Source organism: Mesorhizobium shangrilense, from assembly GCF_040537815.1.
Taxonomy (GTDB): Bacteria; Pseudomonadota; Alphaproteobacteria; order Rhizobiales; family Rhizobiaceae; genus Mesorhizobium; species Mesorhizobium shangrilense.
Genome location: NZ_JBEWSZ010000002.1, coordinates 101,783 through 124,576, shown reverse-complemented (window position 1 = coordinate 124,576; position 22,794 = coordinate 101,783). Strand labels below are relative to the sequence as shown.

The window sequence follows — 22,794 nt, the reverse complement described above, 5'->3', positions numbered from 1 at the left end:
CTCAGTTCAGCTTGACCAGCACCACCCGGCGATTCTTGGCGCGCCCAGTTTCATCCTCGTTGCTGGCGATGGGGGCCATCATGCCGGCGCCCGCCGCTGTCAGCCGCGCCCCATCAATACCGTATTTCGAGACCAGCGCCGCCCTCACCGCCTGCGCCCGCCGTGAGGAGAGGTCGAGATTGTAGTCGAAGGCGCCCTGGTTGTCCGTGTGGCCGACAACGATGACGGCCATCTTCGGCTCATTTGCCAGGAGCGTCGAAATCTCCTTTAGCGTTGGCTCCGATTCGGGCTTGATGTCGGCCTTGTCGGAGTCGAACAAGATGCCGTAGAGCGAGATACTGCCCGTCGCGGTCAGCGAATCCGCCATCTTCGCAGCCTCGACGACCACCATCTTCTTGTCGCGCGCCTTCGGCTCCAGCACATGGACGACCGCGACGGTGCGGCCGCTCAGCGCCTTGCAGTAGAGATCGTCGATCATCGAATAGGTCTGCACGGTGACGTAGGCGTCGCCGCCATCCTGCGGCACCTTGGCAGAGAAGAAGCGTTGATCGTTGATGCCGGAAGTCAAGGCGCAGGCGCCATTGGAAAAGGCAGCATCCTTGAGATCCGCCTCATGGAAGAAGTACATCATCAGGCTCATCTGGTTGCCGCCGCCGCTCGATGAACGGTCGGCCGCACCACCGCATTCCTCTTTCTTGCATTCGAACAGGATTTCGCCGCCAGCCGCCTCGATCACGTCCTGATAGTTGCGCAGCACTTCGAGTGGCGAGCGCTCGCCCGGCAGAACATAGGCGATGCGGGTCAAGGCACCCTCGACCTCGACCTTTTTCTCTGGTGCAAAAACGCGATTGTTCATCGCATCGCGCTGATCAGCGTCGGCGCTCGGCTTCAGCGGCGATAGCGGCACGTTGAAATCGGTGTAGGCGAGTTTCTCGTAGGAGACGATGAAAGAGCCTTCGTAACGCTTGGCGAGATGATTGTCGGCGGCGCCTTTGATATCGGCGGTCGGCACCGTCGCATCGGCAGCGGCAAGTCGCACCGCCAGCATAAGCGCAAGCGTCGCCCAGAATAATTTGATGATTGTCATGTTGATTGCATGCATCGTCGATCCCCCCTGACGTGACGATCGACACTTAGCAGAACAATTGGGTTCAGTCGACAATGTACCCTGTCATGGGTATCTCTCGAGGAGGACCGTAGCATTGTCGTGATAGGTGGTTCGCAACACTTCCCGGTAGCCGCACTTTGCCGCGACGTTCAGTGAACCGGTGTTTTGCGGATCGATGATGCAGACAGTTCTTGCCCGCCCGAATTCTTGATCGCCCCAGGCAAGAACCCGTGTCACGACTTCACTGGCCAACCCTCGGCCATGCATGGCGGGAGCGAGTGCCCAGCCTGCTTCCGGAATGCCTTCGATCGACGGCACGATGTCGCGCTTCAGGTCATGGAAGCCGGCCTCGCCGATGAACCGGCCCGTCGCTTTCTCCTCGATCGCCCAGAAGCCGTAGCCCAGCAAGGACCACAGGCCGGAATGGCGCAGGAAGCGCATCCAGCTCTCTTCGCGCGTGCGCGGCTTGCCGCCAATGAAACGGGTGACAACGGGATCGGCCCACATGGCGACATAGGCATCGAAATCCTCCAGCCGGTGCGCCCGAAGGATGGTTCGCTCCGTCTCGATGGCAGGAGCCGACCTTGCTTGAACAGCGCTCATGAAAAAGCCTCGCTTGCGATACAGGGCGGATAGCAAACCGACAGAGCGACGCAAGGTCCAACAAGGCGGATGTCGCCTGCCAGGCCTCGCCACTGCCCGTATGGGAATTTTTCTCAATGATGCTAATTTTCGCGACAGGCTGAATCGCCCGCGCCACCAAATGCAGGGGAAAGAATATGGAAACCACCGACCTCGTGCTTGCCATCCTGCATCACCTGCTGGTGTTTTCCCTGGCAGGCATTATCGGCGCCGAGTTTGTCCTGATCCGTGGAGAATTGCCGGCCGCAACCATCCGGCGCCTTATCGGCATCGATCGCCATTACGGCATTCTTGCCGGGCTGATCACGTCATCTATGGGCTGAAGGGCTGGGAGTTCTACGTCCACAACTGGGTGTTCTGGGCCAAGATGGCGGCCTTCGCCGTCGTTGGCCTGCTGTCGATCCTGCCGACCATCCGGTTCATTTCCTGGAACAGGCAGGCCGTCGCCAATCCCTCGTTCCTGGTGCCGCCGGCCGAACTCGCATCGGTAAAGACCTATATCCGCGCCGAGGCTTTCGTCTTCCTGCTGATTCCGGTGTTCGCGGCCGCGATGGCGCGCGGCTATGGTTATTGAGCCGCGCCTTCGAGCGCTGTTTCAACAGGATCGATCGGCACCAGGGGCGCCGGAATGCTGGTCGTCTTCACCTCCGCCTTGCAGATGTCGGCGATAACGCAGGCAGGGCAATCCGGCTTGCGCGCCTTGCAGACATAGCGGCCGTGCAGGATCAGCCAATGATGCGCGTGGCGCATATATTCGTCCGGGATGATCCGCAACAGCTCCTGCTCGACCTGTTCGGGGGTCTTGCCGGGCGCCAGTCCAAGCCGGTTGCCGATGCGCAGGATGTGTGTGTCGACGGCCATCGTATGCTGGCCGAAGGCCATGTTGAGCACGACATTGGCGGTCTTGCGCCCAACCCCCGGCAGCTTGACCAGTTCGTCGCGGTCGTCGGGAACCTCGCCGCCATGGTCGCGGATCAGCGCTTCCGACAGCGCGATGACGTTCTTGGCCTTGTTGCGCCAGAGCCCGATGGTGCGGATATGGTCGCCAACCTTGGCCTCGCCCAGCGCCAGCATCTTGTGCGGCGTGTCGGCGGCCTTGAACAGCGCCCGCGTTGCCTTGTTGACGCCGGCGTCCGTCGCCTGCGCCGAAAGCACGACAGCCACCAGCAGCGTGAAGGCGTTGACGTGCTCGAGTTCGCCCTTCGGCTCCGGCCGCTGGACGGAAAACCGCCGGAAGATCTCATGCACTTCGGCCGGGCTGTAGAGCGACCGGCGCTTGGCCGAACGGGCGCTCGGCTTCGCCTTCGAGCCGTTGCGGCGGTCGGGCAACACTTCATTTTTGGGTGTTGAGGATTTTTTGAACTTGGGGCTGGCCATTTCCCTCCTATAATATCCAGCCATGGGCGACACAAACGCTTCATTTCAGGCCGACGAGCCAATCTTCCACGCCTTGCTGACACCACACCGGTCGCTCGGCCGGACCGGTTTTGCCGTGATGATGGGCGCGCTTGTGTTGGGCTGGGTGGTCACCGGCGTTTTCTTCCTGTCGCGCGGCGCCTGGCCGGTGTTCGGCTTCTTCGGCCTTGACGTGATCGCCGTCTACATCGCCTTTCGCGCCAACTACCGCGCCGCCCGCGCCCGCGAGGAAGTGTCGGTGTCGCGCACCAGCCTCGACATCCGCAAGACGGCTCCTTCCGGCAAATCGGAAGCGCATCGCTTCAACCCGTTCTGGGCACGCTTTTCAGTCGCCCGCCACGCCGAGATCGGCATCACCCGGATGACCGTTGAAGCGCAGGGCCAGAACGTGCCGATCGGCGGCTTCCTCAATCCGGACGATCGCGAGAGTTTCGCCAAGGCCTTTTCACGGGCACTGGCGACCGCCAAGACGCGCTGACTGGAACCGATACAGCTTGCCCGCTGTCCGGCGCCCTGCCGTAAAGCGTTGTCGGCGGATATCCCTTTCCTGCGCATGCTCACCTTTTCGCCGGCGTTGACCAATTCCATCTGGATATGTCCGGCAAGAAGGCAAGTTTCGGGTGGCGATGGCGGTGGCGAAGCGCGATATTCACGGTCAAGGAGACCGTTCGATGAGCGTCCAAACGACAGCAGTCCTCAAAAAAGACATCACGCCCGAAGGCAGTGACTACGAAATCGTGCGCCGCGCCATCGAGAAGATCAGCCTCGACTATCGCGACCAGCCGTCGCTTGAGGAACTGGCCGAGGAGGTCGGCGAGACACCGACCGGCCTGCAGAAGCTTTTCACCCGCTGGGCCGGCCTTTCGCCCAAAGCCTTCCTTCAGGCCGTGACGCTCGACCACGCGCGCAAGCTGCTTGATTCCGGCATGCCGCTGCTCGAAACATCCTTCGAACTGGGCATGTCCGGTCCCGGCCGGCTGCACGATCTTTTCGTCACCCATGAAGCGATGTCGCCCGGCGATTACAAGACACGCGGCGCCGGGCTCACCATTCGCTATGGCTACCACCCATCGCCGTTCGGCACCGCCTTGATCATGGCTACCGACCGCGGACTTGCCGGCCTTGCCTTCAGCGACCCTGGCGAGGAACGCGCGACATTCGCCGACATGTCCAGCCGCTGGCCGAACGCCGTCTATGTCGAGGACATGGCCGCGACCGGGCCTTATGCCGCTCGCATCTTCGACTCCACGCTCTGGCGCCCCGACCAGCCGCTGCATGTCGTCATGATCGGCACCGATTTCCAGGTTCGCGTCTGGGAGGCATTGCTCAAGATTCCGATGGGCAAGGCGCGCACCTATTCGTCGATCGCCGCCAGCATCGGCACGCCGTCAGCCAGCCGGGCCGTTGGCGCGGCCAATGGCGCCAACCCGATCTCCTTCGTGGTTCCATGCCATCGAGCCATCGGCAAGTCCGGCGACCTTACCGGCTACCATTGGGGCCTGACCCGCAAACGCGCCATCCTTGGCTGGGAGGCAGGGCAGATCTCGTCCTGAATGAATGGGCCAAGGACGTTCAAACGGTAACGAAAAGCCCTGGCCAACCACATTGCTGGCTGCCGCCTTGCGGATGATCTGGCCCAGACAAAATCGCGCGCGGCATCAGTCCTGATCTGGCAAGCCGCCGCCTTCCAGAGTAGCTTCCCGCGCATTCAGCAGGAGGCTTTACTTGATTATCGTTGTCGGCTCGATCAACCTCGACCTTATCGCCAATGTCGACCGGCTCCCCGGCCCCGGGGAAACGGTTGGCGGCTCCGGCTTTGCCACCGCACCCGGCGGCAAGGGCGCCAACCAGGCGCTGGCCGCCGCACGCGCGGGTGCCACGGTGCGGATGGTGGGCGCGGTCGGCAAGGACAGCTTCGCCAATGATGCATTGGCGTTGCTACGGGACGGCAAGATCGACCTGTCCGGCGTCGGTGAAACCTTTGCCTCGACCGGCACGGCGCTGATCATGGTTGGCGGCGACGGCGAGAACATGATCGCCGTGGTGCCGGGCGCCAATGATTCAGTTTTGCCTGGCGACCTTTCCAAGGCGTTCCTGAAAAAGGGCGACGTGGTGCTGCTGCAGCACGAAATCCCCTTGCAGACCGTCGACGCCGCCCTGGACGCGGCACGAGCGGCAGGCGCGATCACGGTGCTCAACACAGCGCCTTTTCGCGGCGAGGCAGCCGCCTTCCTCGGCAAGGCCGACTATGTGGTCGCCAACGAAACCGAGTTCGATCTCTACGTCGAAGCACTGTCGTTGAGCGGCCGCGACCGTACGGCGCGAATGCGCGACTTTGCGGATAAAACCGGTCGCACCATCGTCGTCACGCTCGGCGGCGACGGCGTGATGGCCGCGACGCCAGCCGATATCCTGGCGGTGCCGGCCATGAAGATCACCCCGGTCGACACCGTTGGAGCGGGCGATACGTTCTGCGGTTATTTCGCCGCCGGCCTGTCCTCCGGCCTGCCGCTGGAACAGGCGCTTGCCCGCGCCGGAGCCGCCGGTTCGCTTGCCTGCCTGAAACCGGGCGCCCAGCCGGCGATCCCGCTGGCCAAGGACGTCGACGCGGCATTGCAGAAATCCAAAGGCTGAGACAAGGCCATGCGTCCTCAGACAAAACATGACCTGCCGCCCGCCGGCGCCATCTGCCGCCTGTCCGCCGTTGAGTTGGCCGAGAGGATCAAGCGAAAAGACCTGTCCGTTCGCGAAGTGGTGACGGCATTCCTCGACCGGATCGAAGCGGTGAACCCGCTCGTCAACGCCATCGTCTCGCTGCGCGACCGCGCCGAGATCCTGGACGAGGCCGACAGGGCCGACGCCCATCTGGCGCGGGGAGGCCATGCAGGCTCCCTGTTCGGCCTGCCGATCGCCATCAAGGACCTTGCCTCGACCACGGGCCTCAGGACATCCTTTGGCTCGCCGATCTTCGCCGATTTCGTGCCGCAAGAAGACGATTTCTTCGTCGAGCGTATTCGTGAGGCCGGCGCCATCATCATTGGCAAGACCAACGTCCCCGAATTCGGGCTGGGCTCCAACACCTACAACAACGTGTTCGGGCCGACGCTCAACGCCTTTGACCCTGCCCTGACCGCCGGCGGATCGAGCGGCGGTGCCGCGGTGGCGCTGGCGCTGGACATGGTGCCCCTGGCCGATGGCAGCGACTTCGGCGGCTCGCTGCGCAATCCGGCGGCCTGGAACAATGTCTACGGCTTTCGCCCGTCGCAGGGGCTAGTTCCTGGCGGGCCGGACTTCGAGGTGTTTCATGCGCAGATGGGCGTCGAGGGGCCGATGGGCCGTAACGTCGCCGACATGGCGCTGCTGCTCGACGTGCAGGCCGGTTATCATCCGCACGCACCCTTGTCCTATGAGAAGCAGGGCTCGTTCCTCGAAGGGCTGGCAACGCCAGTGACCGGCGGCCGCATCGCCTGGTTTGGCGATCTCGGCGGCCATCTGCCGATCGAGCCCGGTATTCTCGATCTCTGCGAGGCTGCTCTCGGGCGGTTCGCGGAGGCATCGTTCGCGACGGAGCCGTTGCTGCCGGATTTCGACTTCGAGGCGCTGTGGCAGGCCTTCGTGATGCTGCGCCAGGCCAGCAGCGGCTGCGCGCTCAAAATACACTACGACGATCCCGCCAGGCGCGGCCTGCTGAAGCCGGAAGCCGTCTGGGAAGTGGAGAACGCGATGCGGCTCACCGCGCCACAGATCCGCGCGGCCTCGGTCGTCCGCACCTCCTGGCATCGCACGCTGCTGTCGATCTTCGACCGCTTCGACCTCATCGCGCTACCGACCGCCCAGGTCTTCCCCTTTGAAGTCGGCACACACTGGCCGCGCGAGGTCGCCGGACGAGCAATGGACAGCTATCACCGCTGGATGCAGGTTTCGGCATATGCCACGCTGGGCGGCTGCCCGGCGGTCAACGTTCCCGTCGGCTTCGACGACAAGGGCCGACCAATGGGCATGCAGTTGATCGGGCGGCCGCGTGGCGACCTTGCCGTGCTGAAGGCGGCTGCGGCCTATGAGGCGACACTGTCCTGGCAGGCCGGTGCCTGAATGGTGTGACTTGGCGTCCCATAGTGCCTGGAGTGCCTGCTTGCACCGGAATAGCAGCCATGCATTGATTGAGGTTGGCCGCATCGCTCTGGCGGCATTGTGGGAGGAAAACCATGTCGCTGGAACTCTATGCCGCCTATGTCCTCGCTTGCATCGTCATCATCCTGGTGCCCGGTCCGACCGTTACCTTGATCATCGCCAACAGCATCCGCCACGGCTCGCGCGCCGGTCTCGCCAATGTCGCGGGCACGCAGGCCGGGCTCGCCATCATGATCGCCATCGTCGGTATCGGCCTCAACACGCTGATCGCCGGCATGGGCCACTGGTTCGAATGGGTCAGGCTAATCGGCGCGGCCTATCTGATCTGGATGGGCGTGCAGATGTTCCGTGCCAAGGGCACGCTGAATGCCGATGGAACAGCCAGGAAACCGCGCGGCGGCTTTTTCCTGCAGGGCCTGCTGGTGGCGCTGAGCAATCCCAAGACGCTGGTGTTCTTCGGCGCCTTCTTCCCGCAGTTCATCGCCCCGCAGGGCAATTATACGCTGCAGATCGTCGTCATGGGTCTCACCGCCATGATCTTCGCCGCCATGTCGGATTCGACCTATGCGCTCGCCGCCGGCCGCGCCGGACGCCTGCTGTCGGCCAGCCGCATCAAGCTCATGTCCAGGATCAGCGGTAGCTTCCTGGTCGGCGGCGGCCTGTGGCTGGCGTTTTCGCGGTCGAAGTAATGGCAGAGACGCCATCTTTCTCATTTTTTTTTGCAGAGACCTATTGAAGAATAGTCCGTTGCTGCACAACTCTTCATCATGCGAAAATCAAACGTTTCCTTCCGGAATCGCTTGCTTATTTGGCAATACGAGTACCGCGACGCAGTGATCGGCGTTTCTGTATTTTGTGCCTTGGCACTGATGAAATCCATCACCATCGTGGAGCTTCAAACAAATCCGGTCGTTGCCACCCAACGCGTGATGGGCGTCGTCGAATATATCAGAGTGAAGCCTATCAACCCGTACGCCATGGTAGGTCACAATCTATACTACACCTACGATGTGCGCCTTGACGACGACAACACACGGATATCGATCGACGATGATGTTGAGCGACCACATCTTGTCGGCTCGCTCATTCCCATTGAGCGGCAACATCACAAGTACGGCGTCGACACCTATCGATTGCTCAACGGGTAGCAACGCCGCCTTCGGAGACCGTTTCGAAATTCGCTCTGGCGAGTCATATGGTGGTGGTTTCGAGAACCGGAGCGCAGCGGACATTTGGGTCCGTGAGCACCGGAAGCGCAGAAAACGCCATCAGATGGCCGCCAGAGTAGAATTTCCAAACGGTCGCTAAAGCCGCCCCAGCCTCTCCACCAGCAACGCGAAGAAACCATCATGATCGATGTCGCGCATCACCATCGCGTTCTTTTCCCGCTTGGTGACGCCCCACCAGTCGACCACGGTCATGCCCATGGTGAGTTCCGAGGCGGTCTCGATGCTGACATTGCAGTTACGGCCCTTGAACAGTTCCGGCTTCAGCAGATAGGCGATGACGCAGGGGTCGTGCAGCGGTCCGCCATCGGTGCCGTACTTGCCCTCGTCGTAGCGCTCGAAGAACTCCAGCATGTCGGCGGTAGCGATGCCGACCTTGGTGCCGAGCGCGCGGAAGGCCTGCGTGCGCTTGGTCGTGGTCAGCGCCTTGTGGGTGACGTCGAGCGGCATCATGACGATCGGAACGCCGGACCGGAAGACGACATCGGCGGCGTGCGGATCGACATAGATGTTGAACTCGGCCGCCGGCGTGACATTGCCGCCTTCGAAGTAGCCGCCGCCCATCAGCACGATTTCCTTGATGCGCGGCGCGATCCTCGGCTCGCGGATCAGCGCCAGCGCGATGTTGGTCAGCGGCCCGAGCGGGCACAGCGTGACGGTGCCGCTTTCTTCCTTCATCAGCGTCTCGACGATGAAGTCGACGGCGTACTGGTCCTGCAGCTTCATCACCGGTTCGGGCAATTGCGGTCCGTTGAGGCCGGTCTGGCCATGCACTTCTTCGGCGGTGACGAGCTGGCGCATCAGCGGGCGGATGGCGCCGGCATAGACCTTGATGTCCGGCCGTCCGGCCAGTTCGCAGATCTTGCGGGCATTCTTTTCGGTAAGCTTCAGCGGCACGTTGCCGGCAACGGCGGTGATGCCGACGATCTCCAGTTCAGCGCTGCCGAGCGCCAGCAATATGGCGACGGCATCGTCCTGGCCGGGATCCGTGTCGATGATGATCTTGCGAGTCTGGGGCATTTCAATTCCTTGTTTGGCGGGGTCGCGGACGCAGGCTGACTGCCAGATCGAACCGCTCGGACGGGGGAATAACCCCGACCTGCGCGCTTCTCCGTGGATCTTCAAGCGCCATGTCGATCATAATTGTGAGTCCACGACGTGGTCTTTTTGGGCGGGCTTCTTGATGGCTTGAACTTGACCGCGAGGCGGACCATATCAAGACCATCGGGAAAAATGCCATCCGGGTTTTTCCAATTTATGTCGCTCTTGAGAGGACAGTGTAACATGAGCCGAATGACGCCTTTTTCCAGCCCGCTTCTCCTCGGTTTCGACGCCATGGAAAAGACCCTGGAACGTCTGGCGAAATCGGGTGACAGCTACCCTCCCTACAACATCGAGCGGCTCAGCGGCGTCGACGGCAAGACCGAACGGTTGCGCATCACGCTTGCCGTTGCCGGTTTCGCCGAAAGCGATCTCGATGTGACCACGGAGGAAAACCAGTTGGTCGTGCGCGGCCGTCAAAGTGACGATACCGAGCGCGAATTCCTTCACCGCGGCATTGCCGCGCGCCAGTTCCAGCGCTGTTTCGTGCTGGCCGATGGCATGCGGGTGATCGCGGCGGAGCTGAAGAACGGCCTTTTGTCGATCGATCTCGATCGGCCGGAGTCCGAACGGCTGGTACGGAAAATAAACATATCGGTGAAAGACTGATCTTTACCACTGCATCGGCCGGAAAATCGGTGCCGATCTTCCGAAAGCACGGTGTGGCAAAATTGAGTGGCTCTTAGCGGGATGGCCTTGAGCGGCATCCTCGCGCCAAGGAGGCTAAAATGACCAGAACTGACGAAAACATCACCATGACCAGCGGCGAATTCGCCCATCTCGGCGAAGGCTCGGTCGCCTATCTCAGAAAAGTCTCGAGTGACGAATTGCTCGGCCGCTTCCCGGGCCTGGGCGAAATCGCTCCCGGCATGCAACTGTGGGCGCTGTTTGCCGCCAACGGCCAGCCGATCCTGCTTGCCGACGCCCGCGACCGGGCTCTGGCCGGCGCCATGGAAAACGACCTCACCACGGTCGCCATTCACTGAGGCATGATTCCGAAAAGCGGGAACCGGTTTTCGGAAAGGATCATGCGGTGAAACGGCAAGGGCCGCCCAAGGCGGCCCCGTATGGATTTCAAAAGAAGAAGATCAGGCTGCGTGCGAAGCCTGGGTATCCGACAACAGCGCGTGGATCGCCACGGCGTCGCGCGTGCCCCTGATCTTGGCCACGGTGTCGGCGTCGCGCAGCACGCGGGCGATGCGCGACAGCGCCTTGAGATGGTCAGCGCCGGCACCTTCAGGCGCCAGCAGCAGAAACACCAGGTCGACCGGCTGGTCGTCCAGCGCCTCGAAGTCGACCGGCGTTTCCAGCCGGGCGAACACGCCGGCGATGCGCTTCACCCCGGCCAGCTTGCCGTGGGGAATGGCAATGCCGTTCCCCACTCCGGTCGAGCCCAGCCGCTCGCGCTGCAGGATGGTGTCGAACACCTCGCGCTCCGGAATGCCGGAAATCGCGGCCGCCCTTTCGGACAGCAATTGCAGCAGCTGCTTCTTGGAGTTCGCCTTCAACGCCGGCAAGATCGCCGGAACGTTGATAAGATCGCTCAGATCCATGCTTGAAAATCCTTGTTCGCCTGCCGTCACCAGTCCCCACCCCTCGTGCGGCCGGTTTTTATCCCTGTGCGACCTTGGTCGTGGACGGGTCGATCCAGCCGATGTTTCCATCGGGCCGGCGATAGACGATGTTGAGATGTTCGTTTCCGGCGTTGCGGAACACGAAGACCGGGCTCTCCTTGGTGTCGAGCTCGATGACCGCCGACGCCACCGACATGGTCTGCAGCGTCATGGTTGATTCGGCGACGATGGCCGGCGCGTAATTCTCCGGAATGTCCTCGTCGTCATCGGCAAGCGGCGCCATCACGGCATAGGCGATGTCGGTGGGCTCACCATTGCCATTGCCTGAATTGTGCGACTTCAGACGGCGCTTGTAGCGCCTCAGACGGGTTTCCAGCCGATCCGCGGCGGCCTCGAAGGCCAGCGTCGGATCCTGGGCATCGCCGGTAGCCTGCAGCGAGGCGCCGGAATCCAGCCGGATCATGCAATCCGCCGAATAGCGCGACCCCGATTTGATGACCGTGACGTGTCCCGCAAAGCCGCGGTCGAAATATTTGCCGATCGCTTCACCGACACGATCGTTGATGCGCGTACGAAACGCATCGCCGATATCCATGTGTTTTCCCGATATGCGCAGTTTCATCTGAAAACTGACCTTCCTTGCCCAGGCTTCAAACTGGCCAGAGTTTATACTCGTGGTCCGTGCGCACAAGCTTTGCGGCGTCACTCGCGCCGATTTTAAATCCGGACTTTCCAGTTGATCACAAGCCGCCCTTTGGCCGTCCCTAGGCCACCGTCTTGACGGACCATCCGCATGCGGGCAACCAGCCCGTCTCATGCGGGCGGGCTTCTAGCCACTTCACCGCGGCTTGTCAATGAAGCCGAGCCCCGGCGGCAATCGCGCCTGGACAAAGGCCCTGTGGACAACATGCGCTTCCTGAGTCCGCCGTCGCAGCCGCCCCCTCTTTCAAGAGCCTCCTACACGAAAATGGGCTGCATTCTAGCGGCCGGCGCTGGCCAAGGCGCGCTTCTCGCGCCGCCGCTGCACCGACGAGGGAATGTTCATGCCCTCGCGATACTTGGCCACGGTGCGCCTAGCGATATCGACGCCACTCTCGCGCAGCATATCCACGATCGCATCATCGGAGAGCACATCGGCGGGCTTCTCCTCGTCGATCAGCTGCTTGATGCGGTCGCGCACCGCCTCCGACGAATGCGCATCACCGCCGCCCGACGCGGCGATCGAGGCGGTGAAGAAGTAACGCAGCTCGAACACGCCACGCGGCGTCAGCATGTATTTGTTGGCCGTGACCCGGCTGACCGTCGATTCGTGCATGCCGATGGCATCGGCCACGGTGCGCAGGTTGAGCGGCTTGAGGTGGCGCACGCCGTGCACCAGGAAGGCATCCTGCTGGCGAACGATTTCAGAGGCGACCTTGAGAATGGTCTTGGCGCGCTGGTCGAGGCTGCGCGTCAGCCAGTTGGCGTTCTGCAGGCATTCGGCCAGGAAATCCTTTTCCACCTGGTTTTTCGCATGCGGCGACACCTGGGCGAAATAGATATGGTCGACAAGCACGCGCGGTAGCGTTTCGGCGTTGAGTTCTATCGTCCAACTGCCGTCATTGGCCGCCCGCACCTCGACATCGGCGACGATCGCGTCGCTGGCGCCGACCGAGAACGCCGTTCCAGGCCGCGGATCAAGCGCCCGGATCTCGGCCAGCATATCGAGCAGATCCTCTTCGTCGACGCCGCAAATCCGCTTCAACGTCTGGAAATCGCGGCGCGCCAACAGTTCGAGATTGGCGATCAGTGCCTTCATCGCCGGATCGAGGCGGTCGCGCACGGCAAGCTGCAGCGACAGGCACTCGGCGAGGTCGCGGGCGAAGAGGCCGGCGGGCTCGAAAGTCTGGCAGACAGCCAGGACCTTGGCCATGGCGGCGGCGTCCGTGCCCAGACGAGCCGCGATCTCGGCCATGTCGGCGCGCATATAGCCGGCCTCGTCGAGACCGTCGGCGAGTTCGCCGGCAATCAGCCGGGCCGCCGGATCGGCGAAGGCAAGTGCGACCTGTTCACCGACATGATCGCGCAGCGTGATGGCGGTAGCCGCCATGTCGCCCGCGTCGAGGCCTTCGGACGAGGTTGTGGACCCGTGGCCGGACGCCGACTTCCACTGAGCCGTCAGGTCGGGACCAAGCCGCTCGCTCGTGCCCGGATCGTCGGGAAACAGGTTTTCCAGCGAACTGTCGAGTTTCTCCGAGATCGCCTCGGCGCTCCACGCTGTCTCGCTCTCGAACCAGTCGCCATCGGCGGCTGCTTCGGGCTCGACATCGTTCTTCTGTGCCTGGTCGCTGGCCGCGTCGTCCTGTGGTTCGGCGCGCTCCAGAAGCGGGTTGCGCTCGATCTCATCGTCGATGAAGCGCTCCAGCTCGACATGGGTGAACTGCAACAGCCGAATCGACTGCATCAGCTGCGGCGTCATCACCAGCGACTGTGACTGTCGTAGCTGTAGCTTTGCCGCCAGGGCCATGGTTCGGTTTCAAACGCCTCGTCTACGCATCCGCATGGCGGACAGATTTTTTTCAGCCGGACATAGAAACTGGCCCGGCTTTTGCTTGTCAAGCAATGACTAGCAAAAGCCGTTTACGAAGACGTTATCAGGCGACAAAAATCGAAGAAATCGCGCCAAAGCGTGGCGAAAACCGCGCTGGCGACGCTATTTTGCGCTCAGAGCAACTCCAGGAAAAGTGTGAAACGGTTTTCCGTCCGGAATAGCGCGAACAAAAAGATGGGGCGGTTTCTGCGTTTCCGTGAAACACGGAACCGCTCTACAGGGTGAAGCCCTCGCCGAGGTAAAGCCGCCGCACATCGGGGTTTGCGACCACTTCATCGGCCCTGCCATGGGTCAGAACCTGGCCCGCATGGATGATATAAGCTCGGTCGATCAGGCCGAGCGTCTCGCGGACATTGTGATCGGTGATGAGCACGCCGATGCCCCGCGCCGTCAGATGGCGCACCAATTGCTGGATATCGGCAACGGCGATCGGATCGATGCCGGCGAAGGGTTCGTCGAGCAGCATGTAGGCGGGGCGCGTCGCCAGAGCGCGGGCGATTTCGAGACGCCGCCGCTCGCCGCCCGAAAGCGACATGGAGGGAGCCTTGCGCAAATGGCTGATGTGAAATTCCTCGAGCAGTTCGTCGAGGCTGCGCTCGCGCACCTTGCGGTCCTTCTCGACCACTTCGAGCACGGCGCGGATGTTCTGTTCGACGCTGAGACCGCGGAAGATCGAGGCTTCCTGCGGAAGATAGCCAATGCCAAGACGCGCGCGGCGGTACATCGGCATCGCGGTGACGTCGAAGCCGTCGATCTCGATCGTGCCCTCGTCCACCGGCACCAGGCCGGTAACCATGTAGAAACAGGTCGTCTTGCCGGCGCCGTTGGGGCCGAGCAGCCCGACAGCCTCGCCCGCGCGCACGCCGAGCGTCACGCCGCTGACGACCTTGCGGCCCTTGTAGCTCTTGGTCAGGCCCTTGGCGATCAAGGTTCCCTTGAACTTGGTCGCATCGACAGTCACCGTGGCCGGTGCCGCGAGCGGGCTCGCGGCACGCCCGGACAGACGCGCCATCAGCGAGGATGCACCGGCCATTAGGGCTTTGCCGCGTCCGACTTCGGCGGCGTGATCGACATCATGACGCGCTGACCACCACAGGGATCGACCTGAGCCAGGCCGCTCTTCATCTGCACGGTCAGCTTGCAGCCCACCAGGACGTTGTCGTTCTGCGACAGAACGACCTTCTTGCCCGAAAGCACCAACACCTGGCTCTTCATGTCGAAGCTGCCGCTGTCACCGGTCGCGACCTGTTGATCCGACTTGATGTAGACTTTGTCCTCTACTTCCAGATGATCGATATTGGCCGAACCGGTCATCGCCGCGCCCGCGGCTTCCGTGCCCTTGGCGGCGGCGCTGGGGTCCTTGACGTAATAGACCGTCATCTTGCCGGCCTTGAGCAGGGTCGGCCCCTGGACGACGCTTACATTGCCGGTGAATACCGCAACGCTCTCCGCCTGCCGAACCTCGAGCTTGTCGCTCTCAATCTGGATCGGCTTGTCGCCGGACAGTTTGAGGCCTGACATCTGGCTGGTGGCGTTCGTTTGCGCCCAAGACGACGCCAGCCCCAGGAACAGCAATGCCGAAGTCGCAGCCATGAGCCGCGCCGAACTACTGAGCCGCATTGGATTCTCCGCTCTTTCCCTCTGTCGCCAAGCTGGCGGAATCGATGTTGACGCGCACCCTGTTCTCGAAAACCAGAACCTTGCCATTGTCCTGAACCGACATTGAATCCGCGGTGATCCGCGACGCGCCTTTGCCGACATCGACGGGATCTCCCGTCTTCATAGTGCCTTTGCCCATATCGAGGAAGACCGATTTGAATTTGGCTTCCATTCCGTCGGTGGTGCTCACCGTGACGTCGCTGGTCAGGTTCATCGTATTGCCGTCGCGATCATATATGCCGCGCGAGGCGCTCACGGTGGCGATGTTGTCGATGGCGATCGGCAGTTTGGCGTCGATGCCCTCCAGTTCGATGATGCCCTGCTTGGTCACGTCCTGTATGGCGCGCAACGCCGTCATCGAATAGGGCTGCTTCTCCTTGGTGAAGCCATTCAGCTTCGGGTTGGCCATGACAAGCTTGCCATTGGAAAAAGCCGTGCCTTCGGCCTGGACCGCGATCGAGATGGGCGCGGCGAGATAGGAATAAAGGGGAAAGCCGATAGCGATCGCGATGGCGAGCAGCGGTATCGCAAACTTCAGGATACGCACGCGGCGCGAATGGCGCTGCGCACGGCCGAAGGCATCGCCCCTCGCCAAGCCAGCCGTGGGGGGAGCCAACTCCGTCGCGGTGTTGGTTGGTTCGATCGTTCGCGCTAACATCACAGCTTTCTTTACAACCCTGCCCGCCGGACACCGCCTATAGGTGGGAAGCCGACGCCCTCAAGCAAGCACAAGCGGAGGAAAACTGCGAAAATATGACAGCTTTCCTCGCGTGGACCAAATCACATCCATGCTACGGTGTGTCATATCAGATACAGACGTGATGCGTTAATTTTTCGTCCACCACCGGTTGTCAAATCCCTGAGAGCCATTGCGCCTCGCTGCAAGCCTCTCAGGAAACCGGTAGCCGGGGACCGGAGCTTGCTTTAAAAGCGTCTGCTTCCGCGACTATGAGGCAGACCATGGCATTGAGAGCCGACGACCTGATCGACCGCCGCCGCTTGCGGCGGAAACTGACATTCTGGCGCGTTGCGGCGATCGCGATCCTGGCGCTCGGTCTGGTTGCCATCGCCTCCTGGTTCTACGGCGACGAGTTCAGCGGAGCCACGGTCGACCACATTGCCAAGGTCAGGATCGAAGGCACGATCACCGAGGATGATGAGCTGATCAAGCGCCTGGAGAGCATCCGCAAGTCCGACAAGGTGAAAGGCGTGATCCTGGCGATCGATTCACCGGGTGGCACTACGGTCGGCGGCGAAACCATCTATGAGGAAGTGCGCAAGCTGGCCGCCGACAAGCCGGTGGTCGCCGAGGTCGGCACCCTTGCCGCATCGGCGGGCTACATGATCGCAAGCGCGGCCGACCATATAGTCGCCCACAAATCCTCGATCGTTGGCTCCATCGGCGTGCTCATCCAGTATCCGGATGTCAGCGGCATGATGGACAAGCTCGGCATCAAGCTCGAGGAAGTGAAGTCGTCGCCGCTCAAGGCCGCGCCCTCCCCGTTCAAGCCGACGAATGACGATGAGCGCGCCATGGTTCGCAAGCTCATCCTCGACAGCTACGACTGGTTCGTCGGCATTGTCGCGGAGCGCCGCAAGATGACCCATGAGCAGGCGCTGGCGCTGGCCGACGGCTCGATCTTCACCGGCCGCCAGGGCGTCGCCAACGGGCTGATCGACGGCGTCGGCGGCGAGACCGAGGCGATTGACTGGCTGGCGACCAAGGGCGTCGACGCCAAGCTCAAGGTGGTGGAATGGAAGAACACCGAAAAACGCGGCGGCTACCTGTTCTCCAGGACGATGCTGCGCACGATCACCAGCGCGCTTGGCCTGCCCGACTACAGCGGCGATGTCATGCATGAACTTGGCGCCGACCGCTTGTTTCTTGACGGTCTCGTTTCCGTCTGGCACCCTTGAGGGGCCGTTTGGGGCGAGTGAAAAAAGCAAATAAAATCATCCTCATAATTTTGACCGCACAGCTTTCACGGGGACTTCTCTCATGATCAAATCCGAACTTGTGCAGATCATTGCCACGCGCAACCCGCATCTTTTCCTGCGCGACGTCGAAAACATTGTCGGCGCCATTTTCGACGAGATCACCGACGCGCTTGCCGACGGCAACCGGGTCGAATTGCGTGGCTTCGGGGCTTTCTCGGTCAAGAACCGCCCGGCCCGCACCGGCCGCAATCCGCGCACCGGCGAATCCGTCGAGGTCGAGGAGAAATGGGTGCCGTTCTTCAAGACCGGCAAGGAGCTTCGTGAAAGGCTGAACGGAGGAAAGTAGGGCCGGGCTCGTTCGACGAGACCAGTCTTCCAGCGGAAAACATCATGCTCAATCGCTTCATGCTCATCGTGGTCTTCGTGCCGCTGGCCATCATCCTGATCGCGCTGGCCGTCGCCAACCGCGAATTGGTGTCCTTCACCCTCGACCCGTTCAATCCCGGCAATCCAGCCCTGACGCTGACATTGCCGCTCTTCATCTTCCTGTTCCTGGCCCTTGCCATCGGCATGATCGTCGGCAGCATGGCAACCTGGGTCAGACAGGGCCACTATCGCAAGCTGGCGCGCCAGCGTGGCGCGGAAGCCGAGAACCTGCGCCAGTCGATCAGCCGTGCGCCCGCCGCGCCGCAAGGCCCCACCTTGCCAAAGCCAACCAACTGAGCTGGTTGGCATTTTTCTCTCCACGGAGCTTCCCATGCTGACCATTTCGGCCGCCGAGGTCGATCATGCGCTGACGTTTCCCGGGCTGGTCGAGACGTTGCGCACTGCCTTTCGCGACGGCGCGGTTCAACCCGTGCGTCATCATCATGGCGTCGAACGCCCGGACGGTGCGGCCTCGACGCTGCTGCTGATGCCGGCCTGGACCGATTTCAACGCGGCCGGCACGTCGTCCGGCGGCCATATCGGCGTCAAGATCGTCACCGTATCGCCCGACAACAACGCAATCGGAAAGCCCGCGGTGATGGGGCTTTATCTGCTGCTCGACGGCACTACCGGTGAGCCGGAAGCCCTTATCGACGGTCAGCGGCTGACGCAGTGGCGCACGGCCTGCGCATCGGCGCTCGCCGCCTCCTATCTGGCCCGTGAAGACGCCTCCCGGCTGCTGGTGGTCGGCGCCGGTGCGCTGTCGCCATTCCTTGCCAAGGCGCATTCGGCCGTGCGGCCGATCAAGACGATTCGCATCTGGAACCGCACGCGGGCCAATGCCGAAAAAGTCGCTGATGGCCTGCGCGCCGAAGGTTTTGCCGCGGAAGCCGCTGGGGATCTCGACGCCGAACTTGGCTTGGCCGATATCGTCTCCTCGGCGACCATAACGGCAACGCCGCTCATCAAGGGCGCGTCGCTGAAGCCCGGGGTCCATGTCGATCTCGTCGGCGGCTTCACGCCCACAATGCGCGAAGCAGACGACGATGCGATCGCCAGGGCTCGCGTCTTCGTCGACACGCGTGCCGGCGCCACCAAGGAAGCCGGCGACATCGTCCAGCCGCTGGCCTCCGGTGTGCTGAAGGCCGAGGCCATCGTCGCCGACCTCCACGAATTGGCGCGCGGTCAGAAAGACGGCCGGCAGAGTGCGCACGAGATCACGCTGTTCAAGTCGGTCGGCGCGGCACTTGAGGACCTCGCCGCCGGCATCGCTGTCTACCAGGCACTCAAGCGGTAGCATCAGTGCTTGTTTCGGCGCCCATCGCGTCGGCGATCAACGCGAAGTCCCCGGCGCTGATGGGGAACAGGCCGAAGCGAAGCTGGTAGCCCCAGTTCGACTTGCCGGCGGTGAATTCCAGCCGGTCGAGCAGCGGCTTGATCGGCGTTTCTCTTGCCTTTACCCATTCGACATCGCGCCGGAATGGCGTGAAGCCGCCGCCCATCTCGCCCTGGTAGGGTTCGCCTTCCCGGACGGTGCCAACAGCGGTAAACGCCTGCAGACCGTCCTTTTCGCCTAAAACAGTGCTCGGAGAATAATAGACGATGCCATCGCCAGGCTTGACCCTGCGCAGCGGCGCGGCCTTGCCGTGGTTGACCTGCATGAAGCCTTCTGTCCTGCCGCGCCGGACATGCGCGGCCGACGCGACCGCGATCCAATGGGCGCTCATGACTGTTGCCCCGCATCGGACAGCCAATAGACGCGCAAGCGGTGATTGTCGGGATCTACTGCAACGAAGGTACGGCCGAAATCCAGATCCGTAGGCGTCTGGATGATCTTCAGGCCGCGTTTTGCCCAGTCGGCATGGGTGGCATCGACGGCGGCCGGCGTTTCCAGCGCAAACACGATCTCCCCACCACCGCCAGAGGCCGCTGCGGCCGGCTCCACCGTATGGCGCGACCAGAGGCCAAGCTTGAAACCGCCATCGAGCACGAACAGCACGAAGGTCGGCGCGCTCTCGACCGGCTCCCGGCCAAGCAGCGCAGTGTAGAAAGCGCCGCTCTCAAGCGGCTGGTCGACATAGAGGATGACGAAATTCGGCGTAGGCATGGTCTGCTCTCCAAGGCGTTCACTGTTTCGATTTGAAGACCATAGAAGGAGCTACTGTCAGATTCTGGCAGCAGCCGTCATGAACGGCTGGTCATGTCGAGTGTCGCCCGCCATTCCTTCAGCAGCACCTGGCGCCGGCGTGGATAGCGTATGTCGGTTGCCTTGAGTTCGGCGATACGATCGGCGCGAAAATGCCGGAAATCCTGCCGCATCTCGCACCAGGCCACCACCACCCGCACCTTGTCGAAGAAGCCGAGCGCAAACGGCCACACAGTGCGTTCGGAGGCCGCGCCGCCGGCATCGCGATAGAGAAAGCCAAGCTTGCGCTCATCGCGAATGGCCTGCCGGACCAGTCCGAGGTCGATGCCCTCGATGGCCTTTGCAGGCGGGCCGACCAGCAGCGCGGTGGCGTCGAGGTCCTCGCGCATATCGTCCGGCAGGACCGCGGCGATCTTGACCAGCGCGTTGGTGGCAGCAGCGGAAAGGCGTGTGTCCGGCTGCTTGGCGACCCAGCGCGAGCCCAGCACGATCGCCTCGATCTCCTCGTCGGTGAACATCAGCGGCGGCAACATGAAGCCGGGCTTCAGCACATAGCCCAGCCCTGCTTCGCCCTCGATCGGCGCGCACTGCCCCTGCAGCGTGGCGATATCGCGGTAGAGCGTGCGGATCGAGATGCCGAGTTCATCGGCGAGCAACCGCCCGCTCACCGGGCGGCGGTGCCGGCGCAAAGCCTGGATGAGGTCGAGCAGGCGTTCTGAACGGGACATGAGTTTTCCGGACCGTCTTGCCGACGCATGATAGAGCCATGCCGTACTGCTCGGAAGCCTCGTCGCCGCACTGGCGCGACAACCTCTCCCGGTTGCGGAGCGCCTGAGGCTGTGCCAAAAGCGGCCACGCCGTTCGGAGATGCCGCTTCTTGAAGTCTTTTCGCGACAAACGCCGCGACAGCCGCCCGCATCAATCCGCGAAGGGCGCGACGGAGCAACCGCGTCCGCGCGCCAGGCATGCGGTCGCGGCCAGGCCTGATCCCAAGCCGCGCGAGCAACACGAGGCGAAGGCTGACGAGCAACCGAAATCCGCGCCGCGCATCCTGGCCCGCCGCGATGGCGCCCTGCCGGCGGAGAATCTGCCGGTGATCCTCGAAGTGGCGCCCAATGCCGACTATGCGCTGCTCGACAGTGGTGCCGGCCAGAAGCTCGAGCAGTACGGACCCTATCGCATCGTGCGACCCGAGGGCCAGGCGATCTGGCAAAAGGCATTGCCGACAAAAGATTGGGAGCGCGCCGACGCCATCTTCACCGGCGATACCGACGAGGAGGGCATCGGCCGCTGGCGCTTCCCCAAGACCCCGCTCGGCGAAACCTGGCCGATGAAGCATGACGGGATCGACTATCTCGGCCGCTTCACCTCGTTTCGCCATGTCGGTGTCTTTCCCGAACAAGCCTCGCACTGGGACCATATGGCCGGCCTCATCGCCGCCGCGAAGCGGCCGGTGAAAGTGCTGAACCTGTTTGGCTATACTGGGCTCGCATCTCTCGTGGCAGCCCGCGCGGGCGCCGAGGTCACCCATGTCGATGCTTCCAAGAAGGCGATCGGCTGGGCCCGCGAGAACCAGGAGATGGCCGGTCTCGGCAGCAAGCCGATCCGCTGGATCGTCGACGACGCGGTGAAATTCGCCGAGCGCGAGGAGCGCCGGGGCAGCCGCTACGACATCGTCCTGTTCGACCCTCCGGCCTATGGCCGTGGTCCCAAGGGCGAGGTCTGGCAATTGTTCGAGGACCTGCCGGCGCTGACCGACCTCTGCCGCTCCATCCTGACCCCAAAACCGCTTGCCGTGGTGCTGACCGCCTATTCGATCCGCGCCTCCTTCTTCGCCATCCATGCCCTGATGCGCGACACATTTGCCGGCATGGGCGGCAAGGTTGAATCGGGAGAGTTGATCATCCGTGAAAAATCCGCTGGCCGGGCGCTGTCGACCTCATTGTTCTCGCGTTGGGTGGCCTGAATGAGTGAGCGGCATGCAGGCTCGCCGGGACTGGTGAAGGAAGTCACCAGTCTCGCCAATCCGCTGGTGAAGGACATCAAGGCGCTCGCCCAGAAGAAATTCCGCGACCAGCAGAATGCCTTCATGGCCGAGGGACTGAAACTGGTCATCGACGCGCTCGATCTTGGCTGGTCGATCAAGACGCTTGTGTTCGCCAAGGCCGGACGCGGCAATGCGGCGGTGGAAAAGGTTGCCGCGCGCACGGTTGCCGCCGGCGGCACGGTGCTCGAAGTGTCGGAAAAGGTGCTTGTCGCGATCACCCGCCGCGACAATCCGCAGATGGTGGTCGGCGTCTTTTCGCAGAGATTCCTGCCGCTCAAGGATATTCGCGCCGACAATGGCGACGTCTGGGTGGCGCTGGACCGCGTGCGCGACCCCGGCAACCTCGGTACCGTCATCCGCACCATCGACGCCGTCGGCGCCAAGGGTGTCATCCTCATCGGCGAAACAACGGACCCATTCTCCGTCGAGACGGTACGAGCGACGATGGGCTCGATCTTCGCGGTGCCCGTGGTCAAGGCCAGCCAGGAAGCCTTTCTCGCCTGGCGGGGCGGGTTTCCGGGCCTTGTCGGCGGAACACATCTGAAGGGAGCGGTCGACTATCGTTCGATCGATTATTCCCGGGGGCCGGTGCTGCTGATGATGGGCAACGAGCAGCAGGGACTGCCAGACAATCTGGCCGCGAGCTGCGACAGGCTGCTGCGGATACCGCAGGCGGGCCGGGCCGATTCGCTCAACCTCGCCGTCGCGACCGGGATCATGCTGTTCGAGATCCGGCGCACCGCGCTGAAGCTCGAGCCTGTCGCCGATTTGTAATGGAGGCTGCCAAGCC

The 22,794-nt window shown here is 62.6% G+C and carries 29 protein-coding genes; 16 read left to right on the top strand and 13 right to left on the bottom strand.

All coding sequences use genetic code 11. The annotated features are described in order from the left end of the window. Position 1: 1 nt before the first annotated feature. Both ABVQ20_RS25280 and ABVQ20_RS25275 read right to left on the bottom strand, forming a co-directional pair. Positions 2-1,087: a DUF4892 domain-containing protein gene (locus ABVQ20_RS25280; protein ID WP_354462388.1), complete on the bottom strand. Its 1,086-nt coding sequence runs from the start codon at positions 1,085-1,087 to the stop codon at positions 2-4. An 84-nt stretch (positions 1,088-1,171) separates the two neighbouring features. Beyond that, entirely contained in the window at positions 1,172-1,711 is a 540-nt protein-coding gene (locus ABVQ20_RS25275; protein ID WP_354462387.1) for a GNAT family N-acetyltransferase, read from the bottom strand. 176 nt (positions 1,712-1,887) lie between these two features. Here ABVQ20_RS25275 and ABVQ20_RS25270 point away from each other — a divergent pair, with 176 nt between their 5' ends. Further along, complete coding sequence (locus ABVQ20_RS25270; RefSeq protein ID WP_354462386.1) at positions 1,888-2,073, top strand: DUF2214 family protein; 186 nt, start codon at positions 1,888-1,890, stop codon at positions 2,071-2,073. Positions 2,074-2,117: 44 nt separating this feature from the next. Next, positions 2,118-2,324, top strand: coding sequence for a DUF2214 family protein (locus ABVQ20_RS25265; protein WP_354462385.1), 207 nt, complete (start codon positions 2,118-2,120; stop codon positions 2,322-2,324). Here the strand turns inward: ABVQ20_RS25265 and nth are convergent. Further along, a complete protein-coding gene (gene nth / locus ABVQ20_RS25260) occupies positions 2,318-3,127 on the bottom strand; it encodes an endonuclease III (protein ID WP_354462384.1) in 810 nt (269 codons plus the stop codon). The two genes, ABVQ20_RS25265 and nth, sit on opposite strands and share 7 nt — an antisense overlap. Positions 3,128-3,149: 22 nt before the next feature. Here nth and ABVQ20_RS25255 point away from each other — a divergent pair, with 22 nt between their 5' ends. The 6 genes from ABVQ20_RS25255 to ABVQ20_RS25230 all read left to right on the top strand — a co-directional run bounded on the left by ABVQ20_RS25255 (position 3,150) and on the right by ABVQ20_RS25230 (position 8,445). After that, entirely contained in the window at positions 3,150-3,644 is a 495-nt protein-coding gene (locus ABVQ20_RS25255) for a DUF2244 domain-containing protein (protein ID WP_354462383.1), read from the top strand. 193 nt (positions 3,645-3,837) lie between these two features. Beyond that, positions 3,838-4,719, top strand: coding sequence for a methylated-DNA--[protein]-cysteine S-methyltransferase (locus ABVQ20_RS25250; protein ID WP_354462382.1), 882 nt, complete (start codon positions 3,838-3,840; stop codon positions 4,717-4,719). A 172-nt stretch (positions 4,720-4,891) separates the two neighbouring features. Further along, positions 4,892-5,800, top strand: a complete 909-nt coding sequence (locus tag ABVQ20_RS25245) for a ribokinase (protein WP_354462381.1) — start codon at positions 4,892-4,894, stop codon at positions 5,798-5,800. A gap of 9 nt (positions 5,801-5,809) precedes the next feature. Next, positions 5,810-7,258, top strand: coding sequence for an amidase (locus ABVQ20_RS25240; protein ID WP_354462380.1), 1,449 nt, complete (start codon positions 5,810-5,812; stop codon positions 7,256-7,258). Between the two features lie 113 nt (positions 7,259-7,371). Then, on the top strand, positions 7,372-7,986 hold the full coding sequence (locus ABVQ20_RS25235; protein WP_354462379.1) for a LysE family translocator: 615 nt from the start codon (positions 7,372-7,374) through the stop codon (positions 7,984-7,986). Positions 7,987-8,064: 78 nt separating this feature from the next. Continuing rightward, positions 8,065-8,445 (top strand): hypothetical protein, encoded by a 381-nt coding sequence (locus tag ABVQ20_RS25230; RefSeq protein WP_354462378.1) that lies wholly within the window; start codon positions 8,065-8,067, stop codon positions 8,443-8,445. A 156-nt stretch (positions 8,446-8,601) separates the two neighbouring features. Here ABVQ20_RS25230 and ABVQ20_RS25225 read toward each other — a convergent pair whose 3' ends face one another. Beyond that, complete coding sequence (locus ABVQ20_RS25225) at positions 8,602-9,543, bottom strand: nucleoside hydrolase (RefSeq protein ID WP_354462377.1); 942 nt, start codon at positions 9,541-9,543, stop codon at positions 8,602-8,604. Between the two features lie 264 nt (positions 9,544-9,807). Here ABVQ20_RS25225 and ABVQ20_RS25220 point away from each other — a divergent pair, with 264 nt between their 5' ends. Then, positions 9,808-10,233, top strand: coding sequence for an Hsp20 family protein (locus ABVQ20_RS25220; RefSeq protein ID WP_227345279.1), 426 nt, complete (start codon positions 9,808-9,810; stop codon positions 10,231-10,233). A gap of 119 nt (positions 10,234-10,352) precedes the next feature. Continuing rightward, a complete protein-coding gene (locus ABVQ20_RS25215; protein ID WP_354462376.1) occupies positions 10,353-10,610 on the top strand; it encodes a BQ00720 family protein in 258 nt (85 codons plus the stop codon). A 102-nt stretch (positions 10,611-10,712) separates the two neighbouring features. On the opposite strand, the gene ptsN is transcribed toward ABVQ20_RS25215, so the two are convergent. From ptsN to lptC, 6 genes are all read right to left on the bottom strand, one after another. Further along, positions 10,713-11,177, bottom strand: a complete 465-nt coding sequence (gene ptsN / locus ABVQ20_RS25210) for a PTS IIA-like nitrogen regulatory protein PtsN (protein WP_135898701.1) — start codon at positions 11,175-11,177, stop codon at positions 10,713-10,715. 58 nt (positions 11,178-11,235) lie between these two features. Next, complete coding sequence (gene hpf, locus ABVQ20_RS25205; RefSeq protein ID WP_354462375.1) at positions 11,236-11,820, bottom strand: ribosome hibernation-promoting factor, HPF/YfiA family; 585 nt, start codon at positions 11,818-11,820, stop codon at positions 11,236-11,238. A gap of 357 nt (positions 11,821-12,177) precedes the next feature. Beyond that, on the bottom strand, positions 12,178-13,704 hold the full coding sequence (gene rpoN / locus ABVQ20_RS25200; protein ID WP_354462374.1) for an RNA polymerase factor sigma-54: 1,527 nt from the start codon (positions 13,702-13,704) through the stop codon (positions 12,178-12,180). A 298-nt stretch (positions 13,705-14,002) separates the two neighbouring features. Next, positions 14,003-14,821 carry an LPS export ABC transporter ATP-binding protein gene (gene lptB, locus ABVQ20_RS25195; protein WP_354462373.1) on the bottom strand — a complete coding sequence of 273 codons (819 nt, stop codon included), beginning with the start codon at positions 14,819-14,821 and terminating at the stop codon, positions 14,003-14,005. Next, the gene (locus ABVQ20_RS25190; protein ID WP_354462372.1) at positions 14,821-15,408 is read right to left on the bottom strand and encodes an LptA/OstA family protein; all 588 of its coding nucleotides are present in this window, start codon (positions 15,406-15,408) and stop codon (positions 14,821-14,823) included. The genes lptB and ABVQ20_RS25190 overlap by 1 nt, the downstream gene beginning before the upstream one ends. Next, positions 15,395-16,105 carry an LPS export ABC transporter periplasmic protein LptC gene (lptC, locus tag ABVQ20_RS25185; RefSeq protein ID WP_354462371.1) on the bottom strand — a complete coding sequence of 237 codons (711 nt, stop codon included), beginning with the start codon at positions 16,103-16,105 and terminating at the stop codon, positions 15,395-15,397. The genes ABVQ20_RS25190 and lptC overlap by 14 nt, the downstream gene beginning before the upstream one ends. Positions 16,106-16,407: 302 nt before the next feature. Here lptC and sppA point away from each other — a divergent pair, with 302 nt between their 5' ends. From sppA to lhpI, 4 genes are all read left to right on the top strand, one after another. Then, complete coding sequence (gene sppA / locus ABVQ20_RS25180; protein ID WP_354462370.1) at positions 16,408-17,364, top strand: signal peptide peptidase SppA; 957 nt, start codon at positions 16,408-16,410, stop codon at positions 17,362-17,364. Positions 17,365-17,446: 82 nt separating this feature from the next. Then, positions 17,447-17,731, top strand: a complete 285-nt coding sequence (locus tag ABVQ20_RS25175) for an integration host factor subunit beta (RefSeq protein WP_056111776.1) — start codon at positions 17,447-17,449, stop codon at positions 17,729-17,731. A 44-nt stretch (positions 17,732-17,775) separates the two neighbouring features. Then, positions 17,776-18,108, top strand: coding sequence for a DUF1049 domain-containing protein (locus ABVQ20_RS25170; RefSeq protein ID WP_354462369.1), 333 nt, complete (start codon positions 17,776-17,778; stop codon positions 18,106-18,108). Between the two features lie 34 nt (positions 18,109-18,142). Beyond that, positions 18,143-19,108 carry a bifunctional Delta(1)-pyrroline-2-carboxylate/Delta(1)-piperideine-2-carboxylate reductase gene (gene lhpI / locus ABVQ20_RS25165; protein WP_354462368.1) on the top strand — a complete coding sequence of 322 codons (966 nt, stop codon included), beginning with the start codon at positions 18,143-18,145 and terminating at the stop codon, positions 19,106-19,108. Here lhpI and ABVQ20_RS25160 read toward each other — a convergent pair. The 3 genes from ABVQ20_RS25160 to ABVQ20_RS25150 all read right to left on the bottom strand — a co-directional run bounded on the left by ABVQ20_RS25160 (position 19,098) and on the right by ABVQ20_RS25150 (position 20,685). After that, the gene (locus tag ABVQ20_RS25160) at positions 19,098-19,538 is read right to left on the bottom strand and encodes an EVE domain-containing protein (RefSeq protein ID WP_354462367.1); all 441 of its coding nucleotides are present in this window, start codon (positions 19,536-19,538) and stop codon (positions 19,098-19,100) included. The genes lhpI and ABVQ20_RS25160 overlap by 11 nt on opposite strands. Then, on the bottom strand, positions 19,535-19,918 hold the full coding sequence (locus tag ABVQ20_RS25155) for a VOC family protein (RefSeq protein ID WP_354462366.1): 384 nt from the start codon (positions 19,916-19,918) through the stop codon (positions 19,535-19,537). Before ABVQ20_RS25155 ends, ABVQ20_RS25160 begins: the two co-directional genes overlap by 4 nt. Before the next feature lie 77 nt (positions 19,919-19,995). Next, positions 19,996-20,685, bottom strand: coding sequence for a helix-turn-helix transcriptional regulator (locus ABVQ20_RS25150; RefSeq protein WP_354462365.1), 690 nt, complete (start codon positions 20,683-20,685; stop codon positions 19,996-19,998). 149 nt (positions 20,686-20,834) lie between these two features. On the opposite strand from ABVQ20_RS25150, the gene ABVQ20_RS25145 reads away from it, so the two are divergent. Together ABVQ20_RS25145 and ABVQ20_RS25140 are read left to right on the top strand one after the other, a co-directional pair. Continuing rightward, positions 20,835-21,923 (top strand): RsmD family RNA methyltransferase, encoded by a 1,089-nt coding sequence (locus tag ABVQ20_RS25145; RefSeq protein WP_354462364.1) that lies wholly within the window; start codon positions 20,835-20,837, stop codon positions 21,921-21,923. Continuing rightward, positions 21,924-22,778 carry a TrmH family RNA methyltransferase gene (locus ABVQ20_RS25140; protein ID WP_354462363.1) on the top strand — a complete coding sequence of 285 codons (855 nt, stop codon included), beginning with the start codon at positions 21,924-21,926 and terminating at the stop codon, positions 22,776-22,778. The last annotated feature ends 16 nt before the right edge of the window (positions 22,779-22,794 follow it).

Excerpts from the sequence above, each read along its gene's own strand:
- ptsN (WP_135898701.1), bottom strand. The coding sequence starts at position 11,177 with ATGGATCTGAGCGATCTTATCAACGTTCCGGCGATCTTGCCGGCGTTG.
- ABVQ20_RS25155 (WP_354462366.1), bottom strand. The coding sequence starts at position 19,918 with ATGCCTACGCCGAATTTCGTCATCCTCTATGTCGACCAGCCGCTTGAG.
- ABVQ20_RS25240 (WP_354462380.1), top strand. The coding sequence starts at position 5,810 with ATGCGTCCTCAGACAAAACATGACCTGCCGCCCGCCGGCGCCATCTGC.
- ABVQ20_RS25280 (WP_354462388.1), bottom strand. The coding sequence starts at position 1,087 with ATGACAATCATCAAATTATTCTGGGCGACGCTTGCGCTTATGCTGGCG.
- ABVQ20_RS25270 (WP_354462386.1), top strand. The coding sequence starts at position 1,888 with ATGGAAACCACCGACCTCGTGCTTGCCATCCTGCATCACCTGCTGGTG.
- ABVQ20_RS25170 (WP_354462369.1), top strand. The coding sequence starts at position 17,776 with ATGCTCAATCGCTTCATGCTCATCGTGGTCTTCGTGCCGCTGGCCATC.
- ABVQ20_RS25220 (WP_227345279.1), top strand. The coding sequence starts at position 9,808 with ATGAGCCGAATGACGCCTTTTTCCAGCCCGCTTCTCCTCGGTTTCGAC.
- rpoN (WP_354462374.1), bottom strand. The coding sequence starts at position 13,704 with ATGGCCCTGGCGGCAAAGCTACAGCTACGACAGTCACAGTCGCTGGTG.
- ABVQ20_RS25265 (WP_354462385.1), top strand. The coding sequence starts at position 2,118 with ATGGCGGCCTTCGCCGTCGTTGGCCTGCTGTCGATCCTGCCGACCATC.
- ABVQ20_RS25140 (WP_354462363.1), top strand. The coding sequence starts at position 21,924 with ATGAGTGAGCGGCATGCAGGCTCGCCGGGACTGGTGAAGGAAGTCACC.
- ABVQ20_RS25250 (WP_354462382.1), top strand. The coding sequence starts at position 3,838 with ATGAGCGTCCAAACGACAGCAGTCCTCAAAAAAGACATCACGCCCGAA.
- ABVQ20_RS25175 (WP_056111776.1), top strand. The coding sequence starts at position 17,447 with ATGATCAAATCCGAACTTGTGCAGATCATTGCCACGCGCAACCCGCAT.
- hpf (WP_354462375.1), bottom strand. The coding sequence starts at position 11,820 with ATGAAACTGCGCATATCGGGAAAACACATGGATATCGGCGATGCGTTT.
- ABVQ20_RS25150 (WP_354462365.1), bottom strand. The coding sequence starts at position 20,685 with ATGTCCCGTTCAGAACGCCTGCTCGACCTCATCCAGGCTTTGCGCCGG.
- ABVQ20_RS25160 (WP_354462367.1), bottom strand. The coding sequence starts at position 19,538 with ATGAGCGCCCATTGGATCGCGGTCGCGTCGGCCGCGCATGTCCGGCGC.
- ABVQ20_RS25235 (WP_354462379.1), top strand. The coding sequence starts at position 7,372 with ATGTCGCTGGAACTCTATGCCGCCTATGTCCTCGCTTGCATCGTCATC.
- lptB (WP_354462373.1), bottom strand. The coding sequence starts at position 14,821 with ATGGCCGGTGCATCCTCGCTGATGGCGCGTCTGTCCGGGCGTGCCGCG.
- nth (WP_354462384.1), bottom strand. The coding sequence starts at position 3,127 with ATGGCCAGCCCCAAGTTCAAAAAATCCTCAACACCCAAAAATGAAGTG.
- sppA (WP_354462370.1), top strand. The coding sequence starts at position 16,408 with ATGGCATTGAGAGCCGACGACCTGATCGACCGCCGCCGCTTGCGGCGG.
- ABVQ20_RS25275 (WP_354462387.1), bottom strand. The coding sequence starts at position 1,711 with ATGAGCGCTGTTCAAGCAAGGTCGGCTCCTGCCATCGAGACGGAGCGA.
- ABVQ20_RS25225 (WP_354462377.1), bottom strand. The coding sequence starts at position 9,543 with ATGCCCCAGACTCGCAAGATCATCATCGACACGGATCCCGGCCAGGAC.
- ABVQ20_RS25190 (WP_354462372.1), bottom strand. The coding sequence starts at position 15,408 with ATGCGGCTCAGTAGTTCGGCGCGGCTCATGGCTGCGACTTCGGCATTG.
- lhpI (WP_354462368.1), top strand. The coding sequence starts at position 18,143 with ATGCTGACCATTTCGGCCGCCGAGGTCGATCATGCGCTGACGTTTCCC.
- ABVQ20_RS25215 (WP_354462376.1), top strand. The coding sequence starts at position 10,353 with ATGACCAGAACTGACGAAAACATCACCATGACCAGCGGCGAATTCGCC.
- ABVQ20_RS25230 (WP_354462378.1), top strand. The coding sequence starts at position 8,065 with ATGCGAAAATCAAACGTTTCCTTCCGGAATCGCTTGCTTATTTGGCAA.
- lptC (WP_354462371.1), bottom strand. The coding sequence starts at position 16,105 with ATGTTAGCGCGAACGATCGAACCAACCAACACCGCGACGGAGTTGGCT.
- ABVQ20_RS25255 (WP_354462383.1), top strand. The coding sequence starts at position 3,150 with ATGGGCGACACAAACGCTTCATTTCAGGCCGACGAGCCAATCTTCCAC.